The sequence below is a fragment of the Nonomuraea sp. NPDC059023 genome, assembly GCF_042740095.1.
Taxonomy (GTDB): domain Bacteria; phylum Actinomycetota; class Actinomycetes; order Streptosporangiales; family Streptosporangiaceae; genus Nonomuraea.
Window position 1 is genome coordinate 14,759 of record NZ_JBHYIO010000013.1, and the last position, 19,075, is coordinate 33,833.

Genomic DNA, 19,075 nt, shown 5'->3' on the forward strand with positions numbered 1-19,075 from the left:
CCCTGGCTGCGCCGTACCAGATAGTTGGTGATTTTGCGTGAATTGTCAGCGGGGAGTGCCGGTTCGTGTCAACATCTTGTGGCATGTACGGGTCATTTGGGGCTGCCGAAACCACTGAGGTCTGCCGCCCGGGTGCGGCCATCTGAGGGGTGTCCCCCGCCCGTCCTCTCCCCCGTTGCTGGCGGGGTGTCGTCCTTCATCGCGATCGTCCGGAGGCTGTTTCCGTTGCGCATCCTGCTGCTTTGCTCGTCTTTCAATGGCCTGACCCAGCGTGCGTGGCTGGAGTTGCGGCGTGCCGGTCATGACGTGAGCGTGGAGTTGGCGCTGTCGGAGCAGGTGATGCTCGAGGCGGCGGAGCTGGCGAAGCCGGATTTGATTATTTGTCCGTTTTTGAAGGAGAAGGTGCCGGGGCTGTTGTGGCAGCGGCACCGGGTGGTGATCATTCATCCGGGTCCGCCCGGGGACCGGGGGCCGTCGTCGCTGGATTGGGCGATCGCGGACGCGGAGCCGGAGTGGGGGGTGACGGCGTTGCAGGCGGTGGAGGAGATGGACGCGGGGCCGATCTGGGGGTATCGGATGTTCCCGCTGCCGGTGGAGGCGCCGCGTAAGTCGGCTTTGTATAACGGGCCGGTGGCGGATGCGGCGGTGGAGTTGGTGCTGGAGGTGGCGCAGAAGGCGGGTGACGCGGGGTTCGTGCCGGTGCCGCTGGATTATGGGCGGCCTGAGGTGGTGGGGCGGTTGCGTCCGGCGATGCGGCATGCGGATCGGGTGGTGTCGTGGTCGGAGCCGACGGAGGCGATCGTGCGGCGGGTGCGGGCGGCCGATGGGGCGCCGGGTGGCCGGGCGGAGTTGTGCGGGCTGGCGGTGCGGGTGTTCGACGTGTATCGGGGTCCGGCGCTGGTGGGGCGGCCGGGTGTGGTGGCGGCGCGGCGTGAGGGGGCGGTGCTGGTGCATACGGGTGATGGGACGGTGTGGGTGGGTCATCTGCGGCTGGATCGCGGGGATGGGGTGAAGTTGCCGGCGGTGATGGTTTTGGGTGATCGGGTGGGTCATCTGGAGGAGCGTGCGGGTTATACGGAGATCACGTATGAGCGCAGTGCGGGTGTGGGGGTGGTGAGTTTCGACTTCTACAACGGGGCGATGTCGACTGATCAGTGCCGGAGGCTGGCGGCGGCGTTGCGGTATGCGGGTGAGCAGGACACGCGGGTGCTGGTGGTGCGGGGTGGGGAGACGTTTTCGAATGGCATTCATCTGAATGTGATCGAGGCGGCGGCGCATCCGGAGCTGGAGGCGTGGATGAACATCAATGCGATCAACGCGGTGTGCCGGGAGATCATCGAGTGTCGTGGTCAGGTGGTGGTGGCGTCGGTGGGGGGTAGTGCGGGCGCGGGTGGGGTGATGATGGCGCTGGGTGCGGATCGGGTGCTGGTGCGGGAGGGGGTGGTGCTGAATCCGCATTATCGGACGATGGGGTTGTTCGGCAGTGAGTTTTGGACGTATGTGCTGGCGCGGCGGGTGGGTGCGGTCGCGGCGGAGCGGTTGACGGAGGGGGCGTTGCCGGTGGGGGCGGCTGAGGCGGTGGAGCTGGGGCTGGCTGATCATGTGCTGGGCGGGGGGCGGCTGGAGTTCGAGCGGTCGGTGCTGGAGTTCGCGGAGCGGCTGGCGTCGGGGGTGGAGTGGGAGGCGTTGGTGGCGGCGAAGGTGGCGGCTCGGGCCGAGGATGAGCGGCGTAAGCCGTTGGATGCGTATCGGGTGGAGGAGCTGGCGGAGATGAGCCGGGACATGTTCGATGACCGGCGGGGGTTTCGGGCGGCGCGGTCGGCTTTTGTGCGGAAGGTGCGGGCGGAGGTGACGCCGGGGTATTTGGCGGTGCATCGGGATGGGTGGGGGGCGGCGGCATCTCATATGTGAGATAGGTTGTGGCGCTATGGCGGATGACTATCTTGCGCGGATCGGGCGGTTGATTCGGGATGCGCGTCAGCATCGTGGTTGGACGCAGCTGCAGTTGGCGGATGCGTTGGCGACGAGTCAGAGTGCGGTGAACCGGATTGAGCGGGGTAATCAGAACATCAGTCTTGAGATGATCGCTCGGATTGGTGAGGCGCTGGACAGTGAGATCGTGTCGCTGGGGTATGCGGGGCCGATGCATTTGCGGGTGGTCGGCGGGCGGCGGTTGTCGGGCAGCATCGATGTGAAGACGTCGAAGAACGCGTGTGTGGCGTTGTTGTGTGCGTCGTTGCTGAACGCGGGGCGGACGATTTTGCGGAAGGTGGCGCGGATCGAGGAGGTCTACCGGATTTTGGAGGTGCTGGCGTCGATCGGGGTGCGGGCGCGGTGGATCAATGAGGGTAGTGATCTGGAGATCGTGCCGCCTGGCCGGTTGGAGCTGGAGGCGATGGATACGGAGGCGGCGCGCCGTACCCGGAGTGTGATCATGTTTTTGGGGCCGTTGATGCATCGGACGGAGCGGTTCCAGATTCCGTATGCGGGTGGGTGTGATCTGGGGACGCGGACGGTGCAGCCGCATATGTCGGCGTTGCGGCATTTCGGGTTGGACATCACGGCGACGGGCGGGGTTTATCACGCGCAGGTGGATGGTGGGGTGTCGCCGAAGCGGGCGATCGTGCTGACCGAGCGTGGGGACACGGTGACGGAGAACGCGCTGATGGCGGCGGCGCGGCATGACGGGGTGACGGTGATCCGTAACGCGTCGTCGAATTACATGGTGCAGGACCTGTGCTTCTTCTTGGAGGAGCTGGGGGTGAAGGTCGAGGGTGTGGGGACGACGACGTTGACGGTGCATGGGGTGCCGGTCATCGATCGGGATGTGGACTACTCCCCCAGTGAGGATCCGGTGGAGGCGATGAGTTTGCTGGCGGCGGCGGTGGTGACGTCGTCGGAGCTGACGATTCGGCGGGTTCCGGTGGAGTTTTTGGAGATCGAGCTGGCGGTGCTGGAGGAGATGGGTCTCGATCATGATCGGGGCGGGGAGTATGCGGCGGCGAACGGGCGTACGCGGCTGGTGGATTTGACGGTGCGGCCGTCGAAGCTGGTCTCCCCCATCGACAAGATTCATCCGATGCCGTTTCCGGGGCTGAACATCGACAATGTGCCGTTTTTTGCGGCTATTGCGGCGGTGGCGCAGGGGTCGACGCTCATTCATGACTGGGTGTATGACAATCGGGCGATCTATCTGACGGAGCTGACGCGGCTGGGGGCGTCGGTGAAGTTGCTGGATCCGCATCGGGTGCTGGTGGAGGGGCCGACGCGGTGGCGGGGGTCGGAGATGATGTGCCCGCCGGCGCTGCGTCCCGCGGTGGTGGTGCTGCTGGCGATGCTGGCGGCCGAGGGCACGTCGGTGCTGCGGAACGTGTACGTGATCAACCGGGGGTATGAGGAGCTGGCGGAGCGGCTGAACGCGGTGGGCGCGCAGATCGAGACGTTCCGCGATATCTGAGGGTACGGCCGCGCGCGCCGTCAGCCCGCGGGGGCGGCGGTCCTGGCAGCCGGGCAGGTGCGGGTCGGGCGGGGTCCGCAGGAGCACCAGGTGGTGGTACAGCGGGGCGGTGGCGGCGATGAGCAGCGGCCGGGCGCCGGTGCCCGCAGTTCGCCGATCTCGCCCCGGCGCCGGTAGGCGGTCGCGCGGTGCACGCCGGCGCGGGCGGCGACGGCGTCCATGGTGAGCCCGTCGCAGCCGTGACCGGCTTGTTGCGCTGGCCTGGTGGGATTGGCCGTTGCCGCATCTGACCGGGCATCTGCGCACGGTCATGTCCGCCAGCCTCGACGACCTGGAGAACGCGGCTCCCCCGTCTGGGTCCTGAGGCGGCAGGCGCCTGGGTTAGCCTGCGGGCGTATCCGGGCGAAAGGGAGTGAGCGGGGTGCCGCAGGTCACCGTGGAGTATTCGGCCGTGTTGCGGGAGGCGTTCGACCGGCGCGCTTTCGCGCTGGCGTTGCACGAGGAGGGCGCGGCGGTCGTCGGGGGGCGGGTGGAGGCGTTCAAGTCGCGTTTCTACCGGATCGACGACGGGGTCATCGCCGACGGGGACGCGCGGGAGGCGATGGTGCACGCCCAGGTGGCGATCTTGCCGGGGCGGGCGGAGGAGGTGCGGCGGCGGCTGGGTCAGGTGGCGGTGGAGGTGCTGAGCCGGTGTGTGCGGCCGGTGGCGGGGGTGCGGGTGCAGCTGACGGTGGAGGTGCGGGAGCTGGAGGTCTACCGGAAGGTGGTCCTGGAGTAGGCCTTTCCTCGGTGGTGGTCGCGCTGTGGCTCGCCTCGGTTCGCGGGCCTAGCCTCGGGGGGCGGGTCTGGTGGTGTGGGCGGGGCCGTACCTCTGGATGGGGTACGGCCCCGCCGCGGCGTCAGCGGCCCCGCCGCGGCGTCAGAGGGCGGCTTCGATGAGGTCGGCGGCGTGGCGGGCGCCGCCCTCGACGGTGAGTTCGTGGCGGACGGCGGCCAGGCGGGCGGCGACCTGCGGGTCGGTGGTGAGCTCGTGCAGCGCGCCGCGCAGGAGGTCGGGGGTGGCGGCGCCGGTGTCGATGCGGCGGGCCACGCCGAGCGCGACGAGGTGGTCGGCGTTGGCGAACTGGTCGACGCCCTGCGGGACGGCGATCATGGGGACGCCGCAGGCCAGGCCTTCGGCGGCGCCGCCCATGCCGGCGTGGGTGAGGAAGGCGGCGGCGTGGCGCAAGATGGCCAGTTGTTCGACCCAGGGGTGGATCTCGACGTTGGCGGGGACGGGGCCGAGGTCGGCGGCCTGCAGGCGGCGGCCGATCTGCATGATGACGTGCCAGCCGGGCAGGTCGCCGAAGGCGCGCAGGCAGGTGCGGTAGAAGGCGGGCTGGTCGGTGAAGGCGGAGCCGAGGGAGATGAGCAGGATCTTGCCGGCGCCGGGGGGCGGGCTCCAGGTGCCGCGTTCGCCCAGGCAGGGGCCGATGAAGGTGTAGACGCCGGGGTCGACGCGCTCGGCGTGGGGTTGCAGGGCGCGCGGGATGAGGACGAGGCAGCGGGGCGGGCGGCCGACGAAGTCGGCGTGCGGGGTGATGATGCCCTCCTCGCGCAGCCATTGTTCGGCGCGGCGGTGGTAGTCGGCGCCTTCGGGGGTGGCGTACAGCTGTTCGATCATGGGGGCCATGTCGGTTTCGTAGCCGTCCCAGGCGACGTAGGTGGGTGAGAGCTGGATGGCGGGGATGTTCCACTGTTCGGCCAGGACGCGGGCGGGGGCGGCGCCGATGTCGTAGAGGAACAGGTCGGGGCGGCGGCCGGTGTAGGCGGCGCGTAGCTGCGGGGTCATGGAGATGTTGTCGCGCAGGAACAGGTCGAGCTGGGCGATGGTGTCGTCGGGCCAGGCGGTGCCTTGGGGCAGCAGCGAGGTGTAGGGGACGTGGGTGGCGCCGGCGGCTTGGACGATGTCGCGGTAGGAGGGGGCGTTGGCGTAGGTGACGTGGTGGCCGCGGGCGGCGAGTTCGCGGATGACCTCCAGGCTCGGGTTGACGTGGCCGGGTGCCGGGATGCTGACCATGGCGATGTGCGGCAAGGTGGTGTTCCCCCGTGGGTTGAGAGCTGATCGATTTTGTCGGTGCCGGTCGCTACCGTCGGCTGTGGATCTTTCCATGGTGGCGTGGTCCAGAGGTGGAGGTGGGCGGGTGCGGCCGGCGGAGCTCAACCGGTTGACGGTGGCGGAGGCGGTGGACCGCTATGTGGAGCTGGTGCGGGCCAAGACGGTGACGGGGGCGCTGTCGCCGGCCACGGCGGAGGTCTACGCGCGCGACGTGGCGACACTGGTGGCGCTGGCGGGGGACGGCGCGGTGCTCGACGATCTGAGCGGCGAGGACGTCGACGCGGTACTGCTGGCGTTCGCGCGCAAGCCGGACGGGCGGCGCTCACCGCAGGGCGGGCAGGCGGTGCGGGCGGCGCCGGGCACGTCGTTGCAGAGCGCCTCGTCGCAGGCGCGCTTTCGCCGGTCGATCTCGGCGTTGTTCAAGCATGCGACGCTGGCCGGGTGGGTGCAGATCAATCCGATGGCGGCGGTGACGGTCAGCGCGCGGGAGCGGGGCGGGCTGCGGGCCGAGCGGCGGGCGCTGACGCGGGAGCAGGCGCAGGGGCTGATCGGGGCGGCGCGGGAGCTGGGCGGGCAGGAGGGTGAGGGGCGCCGCGATCAGCGGATGCCGCTGCGCGATGGGCTGATCGTGTTGTTGCTGGCGGCGGTGGGGCCGCGGGTGTCGGAGCTGGTGCGCGCCAATGTGGAGGATTTCTACACCAATGACGGGGTGCGCTACTGGCGGATCTTCGGCAAGGGCGGGCGTACGCGGGATGTGCCGTTGCCGGAGGGTGTGGCGGCGGCGCTGGAGGCGTACCTGCTGGGTGAGCGGGGGGCGGGGCCGCCGGAGGAGAAGGCGTTGCTGTTGTCGTGGCGGGGGCGGCGGCTGGCGCGCGGTGACGTGCAGGCGGTGATCGACCGGGTGCAGGCGCGGGTGGATCCGGAGCGGCGCCGGTCGGTGACGCCGCATGGGCTGCGGCACACGACGGCCACGCATCTGCTGGCTGACGCGGTCGACATGGACGCGGTGCGGCGGGTGCTGGGTCACAGTGACCTGTCGACGCTGGGTCGTTACCGCGATGAGCTGCCGGGTGAGCTGGAGGTGGCCATGAGGGCCCATCCGCTGCTGCGCTCCCCCAAGTCCGCGGGCTAAAAGGGGTGAGGTGGGCCGGTTTCGGCCCGCGGCCCCAGGTCATCGCGCTGCTCCCCCGGCGCGCAGGGGTGTCGATCGCTTGGCGGCCCGCCGGGCGCCCGGACGGGGTGGCAGGCCGTCGGCGAAGCCTCATGGCCGTCGGCCGGGAGCCGGTGGTCCTGACCGGAAGGCCGTGTCTCAGGATGGGGCGGCCAGGTGGCGCAGGGCGGCGGCGGTGGCGTCGTCGAGGGGGTAGAACAGCTCGATCGCCAGCTCCGACAGCGTCACGTCCGCCGGTGAGCCGAAGGTGGCCATGGTGCTGAACATCGACAACTCCCCCAGCGGCGTGCGTACCCGCAGCGGCACCTGGATGGGCCCGGCCGGCAACTCCTCGGCGGCGGCGTCGTCGTGGTGGCCTTCGGGGGGCGGGTAGCGGCTGACCTCCTCATACAGCTCCCGCAGCGCGGCGTCGCCGGTGTCGGCCTGACGGCGTAGCCGCCGCAGGAACAACGCCCGCACCTGCCCGTAGTTGACCAGGCGCCCGGCCAGGCCGCGCGGGTGCAGGGTCAGCCGGAACACGTTCGGCGTCCCGGCCGCCAGGGCGGGGTCGAGGCCGTCCATGAGCACCGCCATGGCGGTGTTGCCGGCCACGACGTTCCACAGCCGGTCGACGACCACCGCCGGGTACGGCTCGTGCGCGCTCAGCATCGTCTGCAGCGCGGCGCTGATGGCGGCCATGCCCTCCTCGTCCAGGCGGCTCTCGCGGTAGGCGGGCGCGTATCCGGCGGCCAGCAGCAGCGTGTTGCGTTCGCGCAGCGGCACCTCCAGCGCTTCGGCCAGGCGCAGGACCATGGCGCGGCTGGGGCGGGAGCGGCCGGTCTCGACGTAGGACAGGTGGCGGGCGGAGGTTTCGGCCAGCAGCGACAGTTCCAGCTGGCTGACCTTGCGCCGGCGCCGCCACTGGCGTAGCAGGGCTCCGGCGTGCGTGTCGTTCATGCTGGGGAGGATAGCCAGCGCCCGGACATGACCTGGGAGGTTATTGAGGTCATGACGTGCCGGCTGGCAGCCTCGGGGGCGGCGGGGTCCCGGCGTGCGGGGCCTCTCGGGATGCGGAGGAGCGGCGTGATGGATGGGCGAGGTCAGGATCTGCTGCGCACCGTGCTGCGGGTCGACGGGTGGAGCACGGCGGTGTTCGGGCTTGTCGTGCTGGCGCTGGCGGGGCCGCTCAGCGGGCCGCTGGGGTTGCCGGTGGCGTGGGCGGTGCCGTTCGGGGTGGCGATGCTGGGCGGGGCGGCCGCGCTCGGGCTGATCGCCGGCTATCCGCGCATCCCCGCCCGGCTGGCGGGGATGGCGGTGGCCGGCAACGCGGTCTCGGCGGTGGCGATGCTCGCCCTGGTGGTTTCGCCGCTGCTGGAGCTGACCGCGCTGGGGGTGGCGTTCGTGCTGGTGGGCGCGGTCGTGGTGGCCGTTTACGCGGTGCTGGAGTACGCGGGGCTGCGCCGGGCCCGCCCGCTCACCGGCGGCGGATCTTGACCTGGCGCAGGTCGGTCACGGCGAGGTTCAGCACCCGGTGCGGCAGGCCGTGCGCGGCCAGCGCCGCCAGGGCCGCCTGCCCGGCTTCGGCCTCGCCGTCGGCGGGTCCGGCGTCCACCTGGCAGCGGAAGGTGAAGGCGGCCATGGTGGCGTCGTGGGTGAAGGTTCCCGCCGGGGTGTAGGCGGGCCCGGCCGCGGCCTAGACCGCCGCCTTGGCCTGCTCGTCGAGGGGGCCGAAGCTGCCTCGCACGGTCACGCGGAACATGAGGGTTCATCCTTTCGTACGGCGTAGCCGAGCAGCGGCCGCCCGAGCGCGGACTCGGCCGCGTCCAGGAGGGCGAGCACGGCGTCGGCGATCTGGCCGGGCGGCTGGCCGACGGCCACGCGGGCGCCGATCTCGGTGTAGACCAGCGCGTGCACCGCCCCGAGCTGCCAGGCGACGACCTGCGCGGCGGGCCGGTCGCCGGGGTGTTCGTCCGCCAGCCGGGCGGCCAGTTGTTCGTTCATCTGGCGGCCCAGCTCCTCCAGGCGGGCGGTGAGGGTGGGGGCGGCGCGCATCATGAGGAAGACCGGGGCGAACCCCTCGCTCAGGCCCAGGTTCCGGTCGCGGCGCCGTACCTCATCACGCAGATGGTCGAGCACGGCGCGGGCGGCGCTCACCCCGGGCGGGCGGGCGGCCACGATCGCGGCCAGCCGGCCCGGCGAGGCCTGTTCCGGCGGCAGGACGAGGTCCTCCTTGGCCGGGAAGTAGTTGTAGACGGTGTTGACCGCCACCTCGGCGGCCGCGGCGACCTCGGCGACGGTGACCGCGTCGAAGCCGCGCTCGACGAACAGCGCCATGGCCACCTGCGACAGGTGGCGGCGGGTGCGCCGCTTCTTGCGTTCGCGCAGGCCTTCCCTCACGGACAGAAATCCAACCACACTCTCTTTTTGCCATGCACTCCAATATTTTCGCCGGGGTGTATCTACCTCCACCCCGGGTGGTGCGTTCAGCCGGATTCCGCCCGGCCGTCCGCCCTGCCTACCGTGGCCGGCATGGACACTCTGCGACCGCCCAGCCGAAGCCCCGACGAGCGCGCGCACGGCTGGTGGCTGGCCCAGGCCGTGGTGAGCGTGCTGCCGCCGGTCCTGCTGCTGGTGCTGCTCGCGCTGCTGATCACGCCGGCCCGGCGGTGGCTGCTGCTGGCGGCCGCCATCGTGGCCGTCCCCGGCTTGTTCTACCTCCTGGTGATGCCGCCCTGGCGGATGCGGGTGCACCGGTGGGAGGTGACGCAGGAGGCGGTGTTCACGCGGGCCGGATGGGTGCGCCAGCAGTGGCGGATCGCGCCGATGGAACGCATCCAGACGGTGGACACGCTGCGCGGGCCGCTGCAGCAGCTGTTCGGGCTGTCGAGCGTGGTGGTGACCACCGCCTCGGCGGCCGGGGCGCTGACGATCGACGGCCTCGACCATGAGGACGCGCGGCTGCTGGCCGAGGATCTGGCCGAGCGCGCCCGCGGCGGCGACGCCGCATGAACGCCCACGCCGATCCGCCCTGGCGGCGGCTGGACGCGCGGATCATCTGGGTGGCGGCCGCCTACTGCACCGGCGTGATGGTGGCCGCGCTGGCGGTGCTGTGGTGGCGCGATGCCCCCTGGTGGCTGAGCGCACCGGCCCCGCTAGTGCTGACCGGGATCGGCTACGAGGCGCTGCTGTGGGCCAAGACCCGCTACCGGCTGACCGACGAGCACATCGAGATGCGCACCGGCGTCCTGCTGCGCCGCCACCGCGCCATCCCGCGCGCCCGCGTGCGCAGCGTCGAACTGAGCGCCAACCCGCTGCACCGCGTGTTCTCCCTGGCGGTGGTCAAGGTCGAGACCGGCCACCGTACCTCCTCCGACCAGCAGGCGGCCCTGACCCTCAACGCCCTGCCCCGCAGCCAGGCCCAGGCGCTGCGCGCGGCCCTCGTCCGCCGCGACGGCGCCGGCCACGAACAGGTGATCGCGCTCGGACAGCGCCGCTGGCTACGCCTGGCACCGCTGACCATCGCCACCCCGGCGCTCGGCCTCGGCGCGCTCGGCGCCACCTACCAGGGCCTGGACATGCTCGGCTACGACCCCGACACCGTCCTGATCCCCCGCCTCATCGACTGGCTCGGCGCCCGCCCCGACCTACCGGCCCTCGCCTCCCTCACCGCCCTGGGACTCCTGCTGATCGGCATCGCCGCCACCCTCGCCCTGGCCACCGAGACGTGGTGGAACTTCCGCCTGGTCCGCGAGAGCGACGGCGGCCTGCGCGCCACCCGCGGCCTGTTCGTCACCCGCTCGGCCACCCTGCAGGAAGACCGCCTGCACGGCGTCGAGATCGCCGAACCGCTGCTGCTGCGCACCGCCGGAGCCGCCTGCACCTACGCCGTCATCACCGGCTCCGGCAGCGCCGAAGAGGAGATGCGCGCCTTCAACGCCGCCGCCCTGCTCCCACCCGCCCCCATCGCCCACGCCCACCGCGTGGCCGCCAGCGTCCTGCGCGAACCCGGCAATCCCGCCCGCACCGTCCGCCTCCTGCCGCACCCGAGACTCGCGCTGGCGCGGCGGGTGCGCTGGGCGCTGCTGGCCGCCGCCGCCCTGGGCGCCCTCCTGGCCGCGCTCGGCGCCTGGCTGTGGCCGCCGCTGCTCACCCTCGCCTGGATCACCGCGCTCGCCGCCGGCGCGAGCGGGCTGCTCCTGGCCCGCGACGCCTACCGCAACCTCGGCCACGGCCTGACCGGCCGCTACCTGGTCACCCGCCACGGCACCCTCAAACGCCGCACCGTCGCGCTACGCCGCGGCGGGGTGATCGGCTGGACGTTCACCCAATGGGCCTGGCACCGCCGCTCCACCCTGTGCCGCCTCAGCGCCACCACACCGGGCGGGCGCGGCGTCTACCACGTCAAGGACGTGTTCATGGGCGAAGGCGTGCGCTTCGCCGAACAGGCGCTGCCCGGCCTGCTGACCCCCTTCCTCACCGGCCCGCCCGCCACGCGGCCTTCAGCACCCGCTCCGCCACCTGCGGCGGGGTGAGACCGTCGGTGTCCACGTGCACGTCCCCCACACCCGCCCGCCGCAGCTCCCGCGCCTGGCGTGCGGCCCGCCCCGCCAGCAACCGCACGTCTTGCGGGGTACGGCCGGCCAGATCGTCACCCGGGATCGCCGGTCCCTGGCCCAGGGCGCGCAGGCGCAGGCGTCCGGCCAGGGTGGCGGGCCCGGCGTCCAGGCGGCAGACGGTCACCTCGGCATCCGGCAACGCCCCGGCGTAGCGGGCCAGGGTGGCGCGGTCGTCGGCGGGGCCCGCGACGACCAGGCACGTGGCCCCGGCGGCGCGGTGAACCGCCCACATAGCGGCGAGCGTCTTCACCACGATGGCGGGGTCGCCGCCCGGGGCGGGGCCCAGGAAGCCGATCTGGCGCAGGTCGAGGTAGGCGGCCCGGACACCGGTGGCGAGCACCCGGCGGTAGGCCTCGTAGCCGGCGGTGGAGACTCCGGCCCCGCGCGCCCCGCACAACCACAGCACCTGCGCCCGCTCTTGCGGGCCGCCGCCGCTCGTGCCAGTAGCAGGCTCAGGACCCGTGGCAGGCTCAGGGCCCGGGACATGCCTGTCCGGGCCCGCCGTGCGGCCTTCGGTGGCCAGGCGCAGCACACGCCCGGCCACCTCGGCGACGGTCAGGCCGTCGGTGTCGACCACCAGGCCGCCCACGCCGGAGGTCTCCAGCCTGCGCGCCTCGGCCACCGTGTCCTCCACCAACTCGCTCAGCCAGCCCCGCCCCAGGAAGCGGCGGCGCAGCTCCTCCTCGCCCGCGCGCAGCCGTACCCGCACCACGCCCGGCGGCAGGGCCGGGCCGTAGGGGCGCACGTCATCGGCGGTGTCGACATAGCCCGACACCACCAGCCACCGCGCACCCGCCGCCGCGAAGAGCGGCCACAGGGCCGCCAGCGCGCGTGCCCGCGCGTGGTGGGTGCCGTCGGGCGGCGGAGGGTGGATCAGGCTGATCTGGTCGGTGTCCAGGTAGGCCGCCCGCACCCCGTCACGGCCCAGCCGGGCGAACATCTCGAACCCGGCCGCCGACTTACCCACTCCCGACGGCCCGCACAGCCACACCACGCGCATCCGGCCGACCGTAGCGAGACGGACCGGACGCCTTCCACCGGTTTTCCCGCCACCGCGCGCCGTACCACGGCAAGGGGGGTCAGCCGCGGACGGAGGACAGGTAGCGCAGGAGGGCGTCGCGGTTGCGGGCCAGGCAGTCGATGCGGGCGGTGATGCGGTCGGCCTCGGCCTGCAGGAGGCCGGCCAGTTCCGGGGTGAGGCACTGGGGGTGCAGGTGGATGTCGCCGGTGTCCAGGAACGGCAGGATACGGCGGATGATCTCCGTGGTGAGGCCGGAGTCGAGCAGGCCGCGGATCTGCTGCACCCGGTAGATCGCCGTCGCGCCGTAGAGACGGTAGCCGTTGCCGGCCCGTTCGGGTTCCAGCAGGCCCTGTTCCTCGTAGTAGCGCAGCATCCGGGCCGGCACCCCGGTGCGCCGCGACAGCTCGCCGATCCGCATGCCCGCCCCCACATTTGCCTTCACACTGATGTGAAGGTTTCACGATAGCCGCATGTCGACCACCCGGCTTCCGGCGGGGGCGCTGGCGGCGCTGTCGTGCGCGGCCTTCACCGCCGTCGTCACCGAACTCCTGCCCGCCGGCCTGCTGCCCCAGCTCAGCCGGGAGCTGTCGGTATCGCCCGGCCAGGCGGGCTTCCTGGTCACCGGCTACGCGCTGACCTCGTTCCTGTCGGCGATCCCGATCACCGCGGCGGTGCGCTCGCTGCCGCGCCGGCCGCTACTGCTGGCGGTGCTGGGCTGCTTCGCGCTGCTCAACGCCGCGACCGCGCTGTCGTCGTCGTATCCGCTGACGTTCGCGCTGAGACTGCTGGCCGGAGTGGCGGGCGGCACGCTGTGGGCGATGCTCGTCGGGTACGCGGCCCGGCTGGTGCCGGCCGAGCGGCGCGGTAGGGCCATCGCGATCGTCTCGGCGGGGATCACGGTGGCCTTGTGCGCGGGGCTGCCGGCCGGCAGCGCGCTGGCGCAGGCGGCCGGGTGGCGGGCCGCGTTCGGGGCGCTGGCCGTCGCGGCGGCGCTGCTGGCGCTGTGGGTGGCGCGGGCGGTGCCGCCGGTGCCGGGCCAGGCCGCGGCGCGGCGGCTGCCGTGGCGATCGGTGACGGCACTGGCGGGGGTGCGGGCCTGGCTGTCGGTGACGCTGGTCGTGCTGCTGGCCCACCAGGCCGTCTACACCTACCTCGCGCCGCTGGCCCGGCGGGCGGCGTTGGAGGCGGGCGGGGTGCTGCTGGTGTTCGGGGCGGCGACGGTGGCGGGGGTGTGGCTGACGGGGGTGTTCATCGACGGGCGGCCGCGGGCGGCGCTGCTGGCCGCGCTGGCGGGGGTGGGGGCGGCGATGGCCGGGCTCGGGGCCGCGGGCACGTCGCCCCCGGTGGTGCTGGTGGCGGCCGCGGTGTGGGGGCTGGCGTTCGGCGGGGTGCCGACGCTGCTGCAAAGCGCCCTCATCGAACGCACCGGCGCCGCCAACGCCGACGTCGCCACCGCGCTGCAGACCACCGTCTACAACGCCGGCATCGCGGCCGGGTCGCTGGCGGGCGGGCTGCTGCTGGAGTCGGCGGGGGCATGGGCGCTGCCCTGGACCGCGCTGGCCCTGCTGGCGGCGGCACTGGTAGCGGTGGTCGGGCTCGCCGTTGAGCGAAACGATCTCGTGAGGGGCTGAGGTGCGCGCGCTGCCTTACGGGCCTTTTCTCCGTTACGGCAAGCCGCCCCTCACCCCACCCGCCGACGCCGGCGCGCGCAGGTCGGGGGGATCGCCGCTCACGTCGCACGGGCCGGGCGCCGCAACGGCGCCCGGTCACCCCCTGGACGGGCACCCCCGACGGACCCGGGCGACTACCCCACCTCATGAGCTCGCCTGAAAGGCCCATCCGAACCGCGCATCCCGGGCCGGTCCGGGTTCGTCAGGTTGGCGGGAGATCGGACAGGGTGTTGGCCAGGTGTTCGATGTGGGTGCGCCAGGTGGCGGCGTCGGTCGTCCCGGTGTCGGTGACGATGAGGCGGGGGCCCTGGCCGGTTCCCTCGGCCAGTTCCCAGCCGATGGTGCCGGCGGCCGTGCCGTACTCCAGAAGCTTGCCGTCCTCCAGCGCGCTGACCGCGCCCGCCCTCACCCCGGCGGGCACGAACGCGGGCGGCGGCGGCGACCCCACGCGGGCACCGTCGCCGGACAGATGGCGCCAGGTCTGGGCGGCGGGGCGGGTGAGCTGGCGTTCGTAGCGCAGGCCCGGCGGGTGCGGGCGGACGCCGTCGAGGCCGAGCAGGGCGACGAAGTCCTCGTGCAGGGCGGCGCTGTCGCGGGCGGCGGCCACGGGACGGCCGTCCAGGACGGCGGCCATCGCCCGCACGCAGGTGTGCCACCCGGCGGCGAAGCTGGCCGCGCCGAACCGGTCGCCGAACGTGTGGGTGAGCGTCAGGACGCTGGCCTCGCCGTCGGGGCGGATCTCCCAGCGCAGTTCGTCCTCGCCCCAGGTGTGGGCGAACAGGCGCGGCGGGTCGAAGGCCAGCACCCGCCCTTCGGGGCCGAAGTCGTAGATGACCCGCTCGCCCTCGACGCGCATGTCCGCCGGGAACCACTGCCGCACCTCGTCGGGCTCGGTCAGGGCGCGCCACACGCGTTCGGGCGGGTGCGGCAGGCGGCGTTCCATGTGCAGGCTGGTGCGGGCGCCGTCACTGCTCAGGCGGTCGTGCATCACGGTCCTCCATCGTCTCCAGGTGGGCTTCGAGCGCGTCGAAGCTCGCCGTCCACAGTCCTCGGTAAGGGGCCAGCCAGGCGTCGATCTCGGCCAGCGGCTGCGGGCGCAGCTCATACCAGCGGCGCTGGGCGTCCTTGCGGACGGCGACCAGGCCCGCCTCACGCAGCACGCGCAGGTGCTTGGAGGTGCCGGGCTGGCTGAGACCGGTGCGCTCGGCCAGCTCCCCCACCAGCCGCGGCCGCTCGCGCAGCAGATCGAGGATCTGCCTTCTGACCGGCTCGGCGAGAACGTCGAACATGCCCACGAGTATACGTCAACAGTTATATAACGCAAGCGGCATGTTCGCTCATGGTGACAGTCAGAAGGCGGGAAAGGCCCAGCCGGACGGGTGGAACGGCTCACGCTCACCCCGGAAGGCCGGCGAGGCGGCGGCGCGTAGTTCCTCCACCCGGACCACCGGCGCCAGGCAGGACATGACCGCAATGCGGGAAATCCCGGTCAAGGGCTCGCCACGATGTGCCCGGGGTCAGCGCCGGGCCGGAGTGAGCGCGGCGACGGCGCAGGCCGCGCCGACGCACACGACCGCGACGGTCAACCCGATCGTCGCGGGCCAGCCCGCGGACCCGGCCGTCCAGAGGTAGACCGGCGGGCCGACCAGCGTGCCCACGCTTCCGGCCTGGGTCACCGCGGCCACCGTCCGCGCGGTCCCAGCGGTCCCGCGCGTCCCGGCAGCGCTGCGGGTCCTGGCGGTGCTGCCTGCGGCCAGGCCGGGGCCGGCCACGTCCACGCCCGGGGTGCCGCCGTCCAGGTCGGGGAGCCCGGCGAAGACGGCCGAGACCGCCAGCCCGTTGACCACCAAGATCCCCGCCGCGCCCGCCACCGCCAGGAACAACGGCCCCTGCCCGAACACGACCAGTGCGAGCGGCGCCATGAGCAGCGCCGTGACCAGCAACCGGGCCGGGCGCACCCCCGCCCGCAGCATCACCCCGGCCACCACACTGCCCGGCACACTGGCCACCGCCACCACCCCGGTCAGCAGGCTCGCGGACCCGGCGGGCAGGCCGTACCGGAACGCCAGATAGGACCCGAGCACAGTGACCACACTCACCCCGACCAGCGCGATCAACCCGAACCCCACGGCCACCCCCACCACCCGCCACGACCCGACCCCCACACCGGCCACCTCACGCCGTCCCCATACGCATGGCCCGATGCCCGCCATGTCCCCGCCTCGTGCGCCGTGCCTGCCCGCAGGCATCGCACGGGCGGCTGCGGGCATCACACGGCCGGCCATCACCTGGGCCGCCACACCCACGACCAACGCCAGCACCCCCGCACCCACCACGACCACCCGCCACCCCGACGGCCCCACCACCGCGGCAACACCACCCGCCAGCGCCAGCCCCGCCGGCACACACAACCCCCACAAGGCCAGCCCCACCCGCCGCCCACCCTCCCGCGGCATCCGCGCCAGCAGCACCGGCCCGGCGATCACCACCAGCGCGTACCCCACCGCCTGACCGGCCCGCGACACCACCAGCACACCGGCACCACCCGCCAACCCGGCCACGACCCCCGACACACCCAGCGCCAGCAGCCCCACCACGAACACCCGCTCCACCCGCCGGCGCCCCACCACCACGCCGAGCGGCAGGCACGCCAGCGCCGCCACCAGCGTGATCCCCGACGACACCCAGCCCACAGCGGTCAGCGACAGCCCGAACCGCACCCCCAGCACCGGCAGGAACGGAATGAACTCCCCCAGCGCCATACTGGCCGCAACCCCGGCCACCACCACCACGACCACGCTGCGAACGGTGCCGACCATCACACGCCTCCCATACGTCAGGGAGGCGCGACCGGCGAACCGGCCCGATCCTCAAAGCCCCGGCAACACCAGGGCGACGCCTCAACGAGGATCCTCAAGACCCCCAGCCTAAGCGCCTCACACCAGAAACCGCCCCCGGATGGACTCTCTCCCCACCGGACAGACCATCCTGGAACACGTGGACGCAGACCTCATGCCGATCGGGCAGTTCGCCCGCCTGAGCCGCCTGAGCATCAAACAACTCCGGCACTACGCCGAACTCGGCCTGCTCACCCCCGCCCACGTCGACCCCGACACCGGCTACCGCTACTACCACCCCGCCCAAGCCCGCCACGCCCTCACCATCGGCCTGCTGCGCTCCCTCGACGTCCCCCTGGCCACCGTCGCCGACGTCCTGGCCGGAGCCACCGCCGCACTCGACCACGTACGCCACGACCTCGAAGCCGAACTCGACCGCCGCCGCCGCACCCTCGCCTCCCTCGAACGCCTCATCACCGACGGCCTGCCCGGCGCCCCCGTCCACCTCACCACCGAACCCGCCCGCACCGTCCTGCTCACCCGCGAACACGCCAGCGGCCCCGCCGACATCCCCCGCGCCACCTCCACCGCCATCGCACGCCTGCTGGCCGCCGCCCCCGACCAGCGCCCGCCCGAGCTCACCGCCCTGTTCCCCATCGACCTCGACGACCACATCGACATCACCGCCACCCTCGCCCTCACCCCCGGCCAACCCCCACCACCCACCCCCGGACTCGAACGCGCCCTCCTACCCGGCGGCACCTTCGCCACCGCCACCCACACCGGCCCCTACGACCAGATCTCCCTCACCGCCCACGCCGTCCTGGCCTGGTGCGCAGAACGCGGACACCCCCTGACCGGCCCCATCCGCGAGGTCTACATCTCCGACCCCGCCACCACCCCGCCCGACCGCCTCCTGACCCACCTCATGATCCCCATCGACCCCGAGGACCACCCATAACCCCCGCCCACGGCCTCATCACCGGCATCCCCGAACACGCCGGCGCCATCCACGCCCTGCACACCCTCGCCAAGGCCTGACCCAGAGACCTGAAGGCAGGACGGCGTGAAGGACCGAGGGCGGTGGTGGGCCTAAGGTCCAAAGCCTGAGGGCGTGAAGGTCCAGGTGCGTGAAAACCCAAGGGCCGGGAAGCTCAGGCCGCCCGCAACGCCGCCTCCGTCACCGCCCGCGCCACCCCAGGACCACGCACCACCGCCACCCCATCCGACAACTGATCCACACACCCCACCACCGGCAACGCCGCCACCTGCGGATCCGACACCGCCGCCAGCAACGCCCCCGCGAACCGCTCCCCGCCGATCACCAGGAACGGCCGGTCGTGAAACCCCCGCACCCGCGCATCCAACGGCTCAGCCAACGCCATCCGATTCTGCACCGACGCCACCCGGCTGTAGGCCCGCGCCAGCCCCGCCTCCCGCTCCCGCCACGAACGCGCCCCCACCGCCACCGCCAGCGCCTCACCCAGCTCCGCCGACCCCGGCACCCGCGCCAACGCACTACCCAGCCACTTCGCATACGGCGGATACCGCCGCCGCAGCAACAACGCCAGCCGCATCACCTCACGCACCAGCCCGGCCCCCACCACCGCCGAACCCAGCTCGTCCCCCACCTCACCGCACCGCCCGGGAAACGGCTCCTCCTGCGCGATCCGCATCCACTGACACGCCAGCACATACCGCCACACATCCCGCGGATACCAGCTCAACGCCTCCCGCACCGCCTCCAGCTCCCCCAGCCCATCGTGGAAGACCTCCCCACCGGTCACCTCCGCCAGGCTCTGCCACGGCACCGACAACCAGTCCATCACCGACACCCCGCCCCGCGGATCGAACCCCAGCACCTCCTGCAGCCAGGCGCCCAGCTCACACACCCGCACCCCGGGCCCCGACCGGCCCCGGTACCCGAACACCGTCGGATACCCGCCGAACCGCTCCGGCAGCCCCGCCGCCACCGCGGCCCGCACCGCCGCCACATCCCCGCCCGCGACGAACACCAGCACCCTCGGCCCCCAGTCATGGTCGGCCGAACGCTCGGTGTCGAACGCCAGCACCTCGGAACCAGGGCCGATCAGCGCGGCACTGTGCGGAACGGCCCCGACCAACGGAGCCACGACCTCGCCGTAGAAAGCGCGGGACAACTCAAGACCAGGCACGAAATCGGACATCATTCGTCAACTCTGCCTGACCCGCCCCCAAAGCTCACCC

Annotated in this window: 20 protein-coding genes; 9 read left to right on the plus strand and 11 right to left on the minus strand. The window is 72.7% G+C overall.

Features of this window, described 5'->3' with window-relative positions:
- Positions 1-186: 186 nt before the first annotated feature.
- Both ACFWYW_RS22560 and ACFWYW_RS22565 read left to right on the plus strand, forming a co-directional pair.
- Positions 187-1,911 carry an enoyl-CoA hydratase-related protein gene (locus ACFWYW_RS22560; RefSeq protein WP_379626403.1) on the plus strand — a complete coding sequence of 575 codons (1,725 nt, stop codon included), beginning with the start codon at positions 187-189 and terminating at the stop codon, positions 1,909-1,911.
- 16 nt (positions 1,912-1,927) lie between these two features.
- Complete coding sequence (locus tag ACFWYW_RS22565) at positions 1,928-3,457, plus strand: helix-turn-helix domain-containing protein (RefSeq protein WP_379626400.1); 1,530 nt, start codon at positions 1,928-1,930, stop codon at positions 3,455-3,457.
- Between the two features lie 20 nt (positions 3,458-3,477).
- On the opposite strand, the gene ACFWYW_RS22570 is transcribed toward ACFWYW_RS22565, so the two are convergent.
- Complete coding sequence (locus ACFWYW_RS22570) at positions 3,478-3,678, minus strand: hypothetical protein (protein WP_379626398.1); 201 nt, start codon at positions 3,676-3,678, stop codon at positions 3,478-3,480.
- 200 nt (positions 3,679-3,878) lie between these two features.
- On the opposite strand from ACFWYW_RS22570, the gene ACFWYW_RS22575 reads away from it, so the two are divergent.
- Positions 3,879-4,235, plus strand: coding sequence for a 5-carboxymethyl-2-hydroxymuconate Delta-isomerase (locus tag ACFWYW_RS22575; RefSeq protein ID WP_379626396.1), 357 nt, complete (start codon positions 3,879-3,881; stop codon positions 4,233-4,235).
- Positions 4,236-4,376: 141 nt separating this feature from the next.
- Here ACFWYW_RS22575 and ACFWYW_RS22580 read toward each other — a convergent pair whose 3' ends face one another.
- Positions 4,377-5,609, minus strand: a complete 1,233-nt coding sequence (locus ACFWYW_RS22580; RefSeq protein ID WP_379641053.1) for a macrolide family glycosyltransferase — start codon at positions 5,607-5,609, stop codon at positions 4,377-4,379.
- Positions 5,610-5,640: 31 nt separating this feature from the next.
- Here ACFWYW_RS22580 and ACFWYW_RS22585 point away from each other — a divergent pair, with 31 nt between their 5' ends.
- Positions 5,641-6,687, plus strand: coding sequence for a tyrosine-type recombinase/integrase (locus ACFWYW_RS22585; protein ID WP_379626392.1), 1,047 nt, complete (start codon positions 5,641-5,643; stop codon positions 6,685-6,687).
- 177 nt (positions 6,688-6,864) lie between these two features.
- Here ACFWYW_RS22585 and ACFWYW_RS22590 read toward each other — a convergent pair whose 3' ends face one another.
- Positions 6,865-7,662, minus strand: coding sequence for a helix-turn-helix domain-containing protein (locus ACFWYW_RS22590; RefSeq protein ID WP_379626390.1), 798 nt, complete (start codon positions 7,660-7,662; stop codon positions 6,865-6,867).
- Positions 7,663-7,791: 129 nt separating this feature from the next.
- Here ACFWYW_RS22590 and ACFWYW_RS22595 point away from each other — a divergent pair, with 129 nt between their 5' ends.
- Complete coding sequence (locus ACFWYW_RS22595) at positions 7,792-8,199, plus strand: hypothetical protein (protein ID WP_379626388.1); 408 nt, start codon at positions 7,792-7,794, stop codon at positions 8,197-8,199.
- Here the strand turns inward: ACFWYW_RS22595 and ACFWYW_RS22600 are convergent.
- Positions 8,180-8,344: a DUF6204 family protein gene (locus tag ACFWYW_RS22600; protein ID WP_379626386.1), complete on the minus strand. Its 165-nt coding sequence runs from the start codon at positions 8,342-8,344 to the stop codon at positions 8,180-8,182. The genes ACFWYW_RS22595 and ACFWYW_RS22600 overlap by 20 nt on opposite strands.
- 107 nt (positions 8,345-8,451) lie before the next feature.
- Entirely contained in the window at positions 8,452-9,102 is a 651-nt protein-coding gene (locus tag ACFWYW_RS22605) for a TetR family transcriptional regulator (protein ID WP_379626384.1), read from the minus strand.
- Positions 9,103-9,234: 132 nt separating this feature from the next.
- Here ACFWYW_RS22605 and ACFWYW_RS22610 point away from each other — a divergent pair, with 132 nt between their 5' ends.
- Both ACFWYW_RS22610 and ACFWYW_RS22615 read left to right on the plus strand, forming a co-directional pair.
- The gene (locus ACFWYW_RS22610) at positions 9,235-9,714 is read left to right on the plus strand and encodes a PH domain-containing protein (RefSeq protein WP_379626382.1); all 480 of its coding nucleotides are present in this window, start codon (positions 9,235-9,237) and stop codon (positions 9,712-9,714) included.
- Positions 9,711-11,237 (plus strand): PH domain-containing protein, encoded by a 1,527-nt coding sequence (locus ACFWYW_RS22615; RefSeq protein ID WP_379626380.1) that lies wholly within the window; start codon positions 9,711-9,713, stop codon positions 11,235-11,237. Before ACFWYW_RS22610 ends, ACFWYW_RS22615 begins: the two co-directional genes overlap by 4 nt.
- Here the strand turns inward: ACFWYW_RS22615 and ACFWYW_RS22620 are convergent.
- Complete coding sequence (locus ACFWYW_RS22620) at positions 11,179-12,321, minus strand: hypothetical protein (protein WP_379626378.1); 1,143 nt, start codon at positions 12,319-12,321, stop codon at positions 11,179-11,181. The two genes, ACFWYW_RS22615 and ACFWYW_RS22620, sit on opposite strands and share 59 nt — an antisense overlap.
- Positions 12,322-12,400: 79 nt before the next feature.
- Entirely contained in the window at positions 12,401-12,784 is a 384-nt protein-coding gene (locus ACFWYW_RS22625) for a MerR family transcriptional regulator (protein ID WP_379638286.1), read from the minus strand.
- Positions 12,785-12,812: 28 nt separating this feature from the next.
- Between ACFWYW_RS22625 and ACFWYW_RS22630 the strand changes: the two genes are divergently transcribed.
- Positions 12,813-13,973 carry an MFS transporter gene (locus ACFWYW_RS22630; RefSeq protein ID WP_379641054.1) on the plus strand — a complete coding sequence of 387 codons (1,161 nt, stop codon included), beginning with the start codon at positions 12,813-12,815 and terminating at the stop codon, positions 13,971-13,973.
- 241 nt (positions 13,974-14,214) lie between these two features.
- On the opposite strand, the gene ACFWYW_RS22635 is transcribed toward ACFWYW_RS22630, so the two are convergent.
- From ACFWYW_RS22635 to ACFWYW_RS22645, 3 genes are all read right to left on the minus strand, one after another.
- Positions 14,215-15,000, minus strand: a complete 786-nt coding sequence (locus ACFWYW_RS22635; protein ID WP_379624214.1) for an SRPBCC family protein — start codon at positions 14,998-15,000, stop codon at positions 14,215-14,217.
- Entirely contained in the window at positions 14,978-15,301 is a 324-nt protein-coding gene (locus tag ACFWYW_RS22640) for an ArsR/SmtB family transcription factor (protein ID WP_379624212.1), read from the minus strand. The genes ACFWYW_RS22635 and ACFWYW_RS22640 overlap by 23 nt, the downstream gene beginning before the upstream one ends.
- A gap of 228 nt (positions 15,302-15,529) precedes the next feature.
- Complete coding sequence (locus ACFWYW_RS22645) at positions 15,530-16,831, minus strand: MFS transporter (RefSeq protein WP_379624210.1); 1,302 nt, start codon at positions 16,829-16,831, stop codon at positions 15,530-15,532.
- 178 nt (positions 16,832-17,009) lie between these two features.
- On the opposite strand from ACFWYW_RS22645, the gene ACFWYW_RS22650 reads away from it, so the two are divergent.
- Positions 17,010-17,810 (plus strand): MerR family transcriptional regulator, encoded by an 801-nt coding sequence (locus ACFWYW_RS22650; protein WP_379624208.1) that lies wholly within the window; start codon positions 17,010-17,012, stop codon positions 17,808-17,810.
- A 193-nt stretch (positions 17,811-18,003) separates the two neighbouring features.
- Here ACFWYW_RS22650 and ACFWYW_RS22655 read toward each other — a convergent pair whose 3' ends face one another.
- Positions 18,004-18,981 (minus strand): DUF4037 domain-containing protein, encoded by a 978-nt coding sequence (locus ACFWYW_RS22655; protein WP_379624206.1) that lies wholly within the window; start codon positions 18,979-18,981, stop codon positions 18,004-18,006.
- Positions 18,982-19,075: the final 94 nt, after the last annotated feature.

Coding starts and splice junctions, on each gene's coding strand:
- ACFWYW_RS22565 (WP_379626400.1), top strand. CDS start 1,928: ATGGCGGATGACTATCTTGCGCGGATCGGGCGGTTGATTCGGGATGCG.
- ACFWYW_RS22630 (WP_379641054.1), top strand. CDS start 12,813: ATGTCGACCACCCGGCTTCCGGCGGGGGCGCTGGCGGCGCTGTCGTGC.
- ACFWYW_RS22645 (WP_379624210.1), bottom strand. CDS start 16,831: ATGGTCGGCACCGTTCGCAGCGTGGTCGTGGTGGTGGTGGCCGGGGTT.
- ACFWYW_RS22640 (WP_379624212.1), bottom strand. CDS start 15,301: ATGTTCGACGTTCTCGCCGAGCCGGTCAGAAGGCAGATCCTCGATCTG.
- ACFWYW_RS22570 (WP_379626398.1), bottom strand. CDS start 3,678: ATGGACGCCGTCGCCGCCCGCGCCGGCGTGCACCGCGCGACCGCCTAC.
- ACFWYW_RS22635 (WP_379624214.1), bottom strand. CDS start 15,000: ATGCACGACCGCCTGAGCAGTGACGGCGCCCGCACCAGCCTGCACATG.
- ACFWYW_RS22580 (WP_379641053.1), bottom strand. CDS start 5,609: ATGGAAAGATCCACAGCCGACGGTAGCGACCGGCACCGACAAAATCGA.
- ACFWYW_RS22610 (WP_379626382.1), top strand. CDS start 9,235: ATGGACACTCTGCGACCGCCCAGCCGAAGCCCCGACGAGCGCGCGCAC.
- ACFWYW_RS22595 (WP_379626388.1), top strand. CDS start 7,792: ATGGATGGGCGAGGTCAGGATCTGCTGCGCACCGTGCTGCGGGTCGAC.
- ACFWYW_RS22600 (WP_379626386.1), bottom strand. CDS start 8,344: ATGGCCGCCTTCACCTTCCGCTGCCAGGTGGACGCCGGACCCGCCGAC.
- ACFWYW_RS22615 (WP_379626380.1), top strand. CDS start 9,711: ATGAACGCCCACGCCGATCCGCCCTGGCGGCGGCTGGACGCGCGGATC.
- ACFWYW_RS22620 (WP_379626378.1), bottom strand. CDS start 12,321: ATGCGCGTGGTGTGGCTGTGCGGGCCGTCGGGAGTGGGTAAGTCGGCG.
- ACFWYW_RS22590 (WP_379626390.1), bottom strand. CDS start 7,662: ATGAACGACACGCACGCCGGAGCCCTGCTACGCCAGTGGCGGCGCCGG.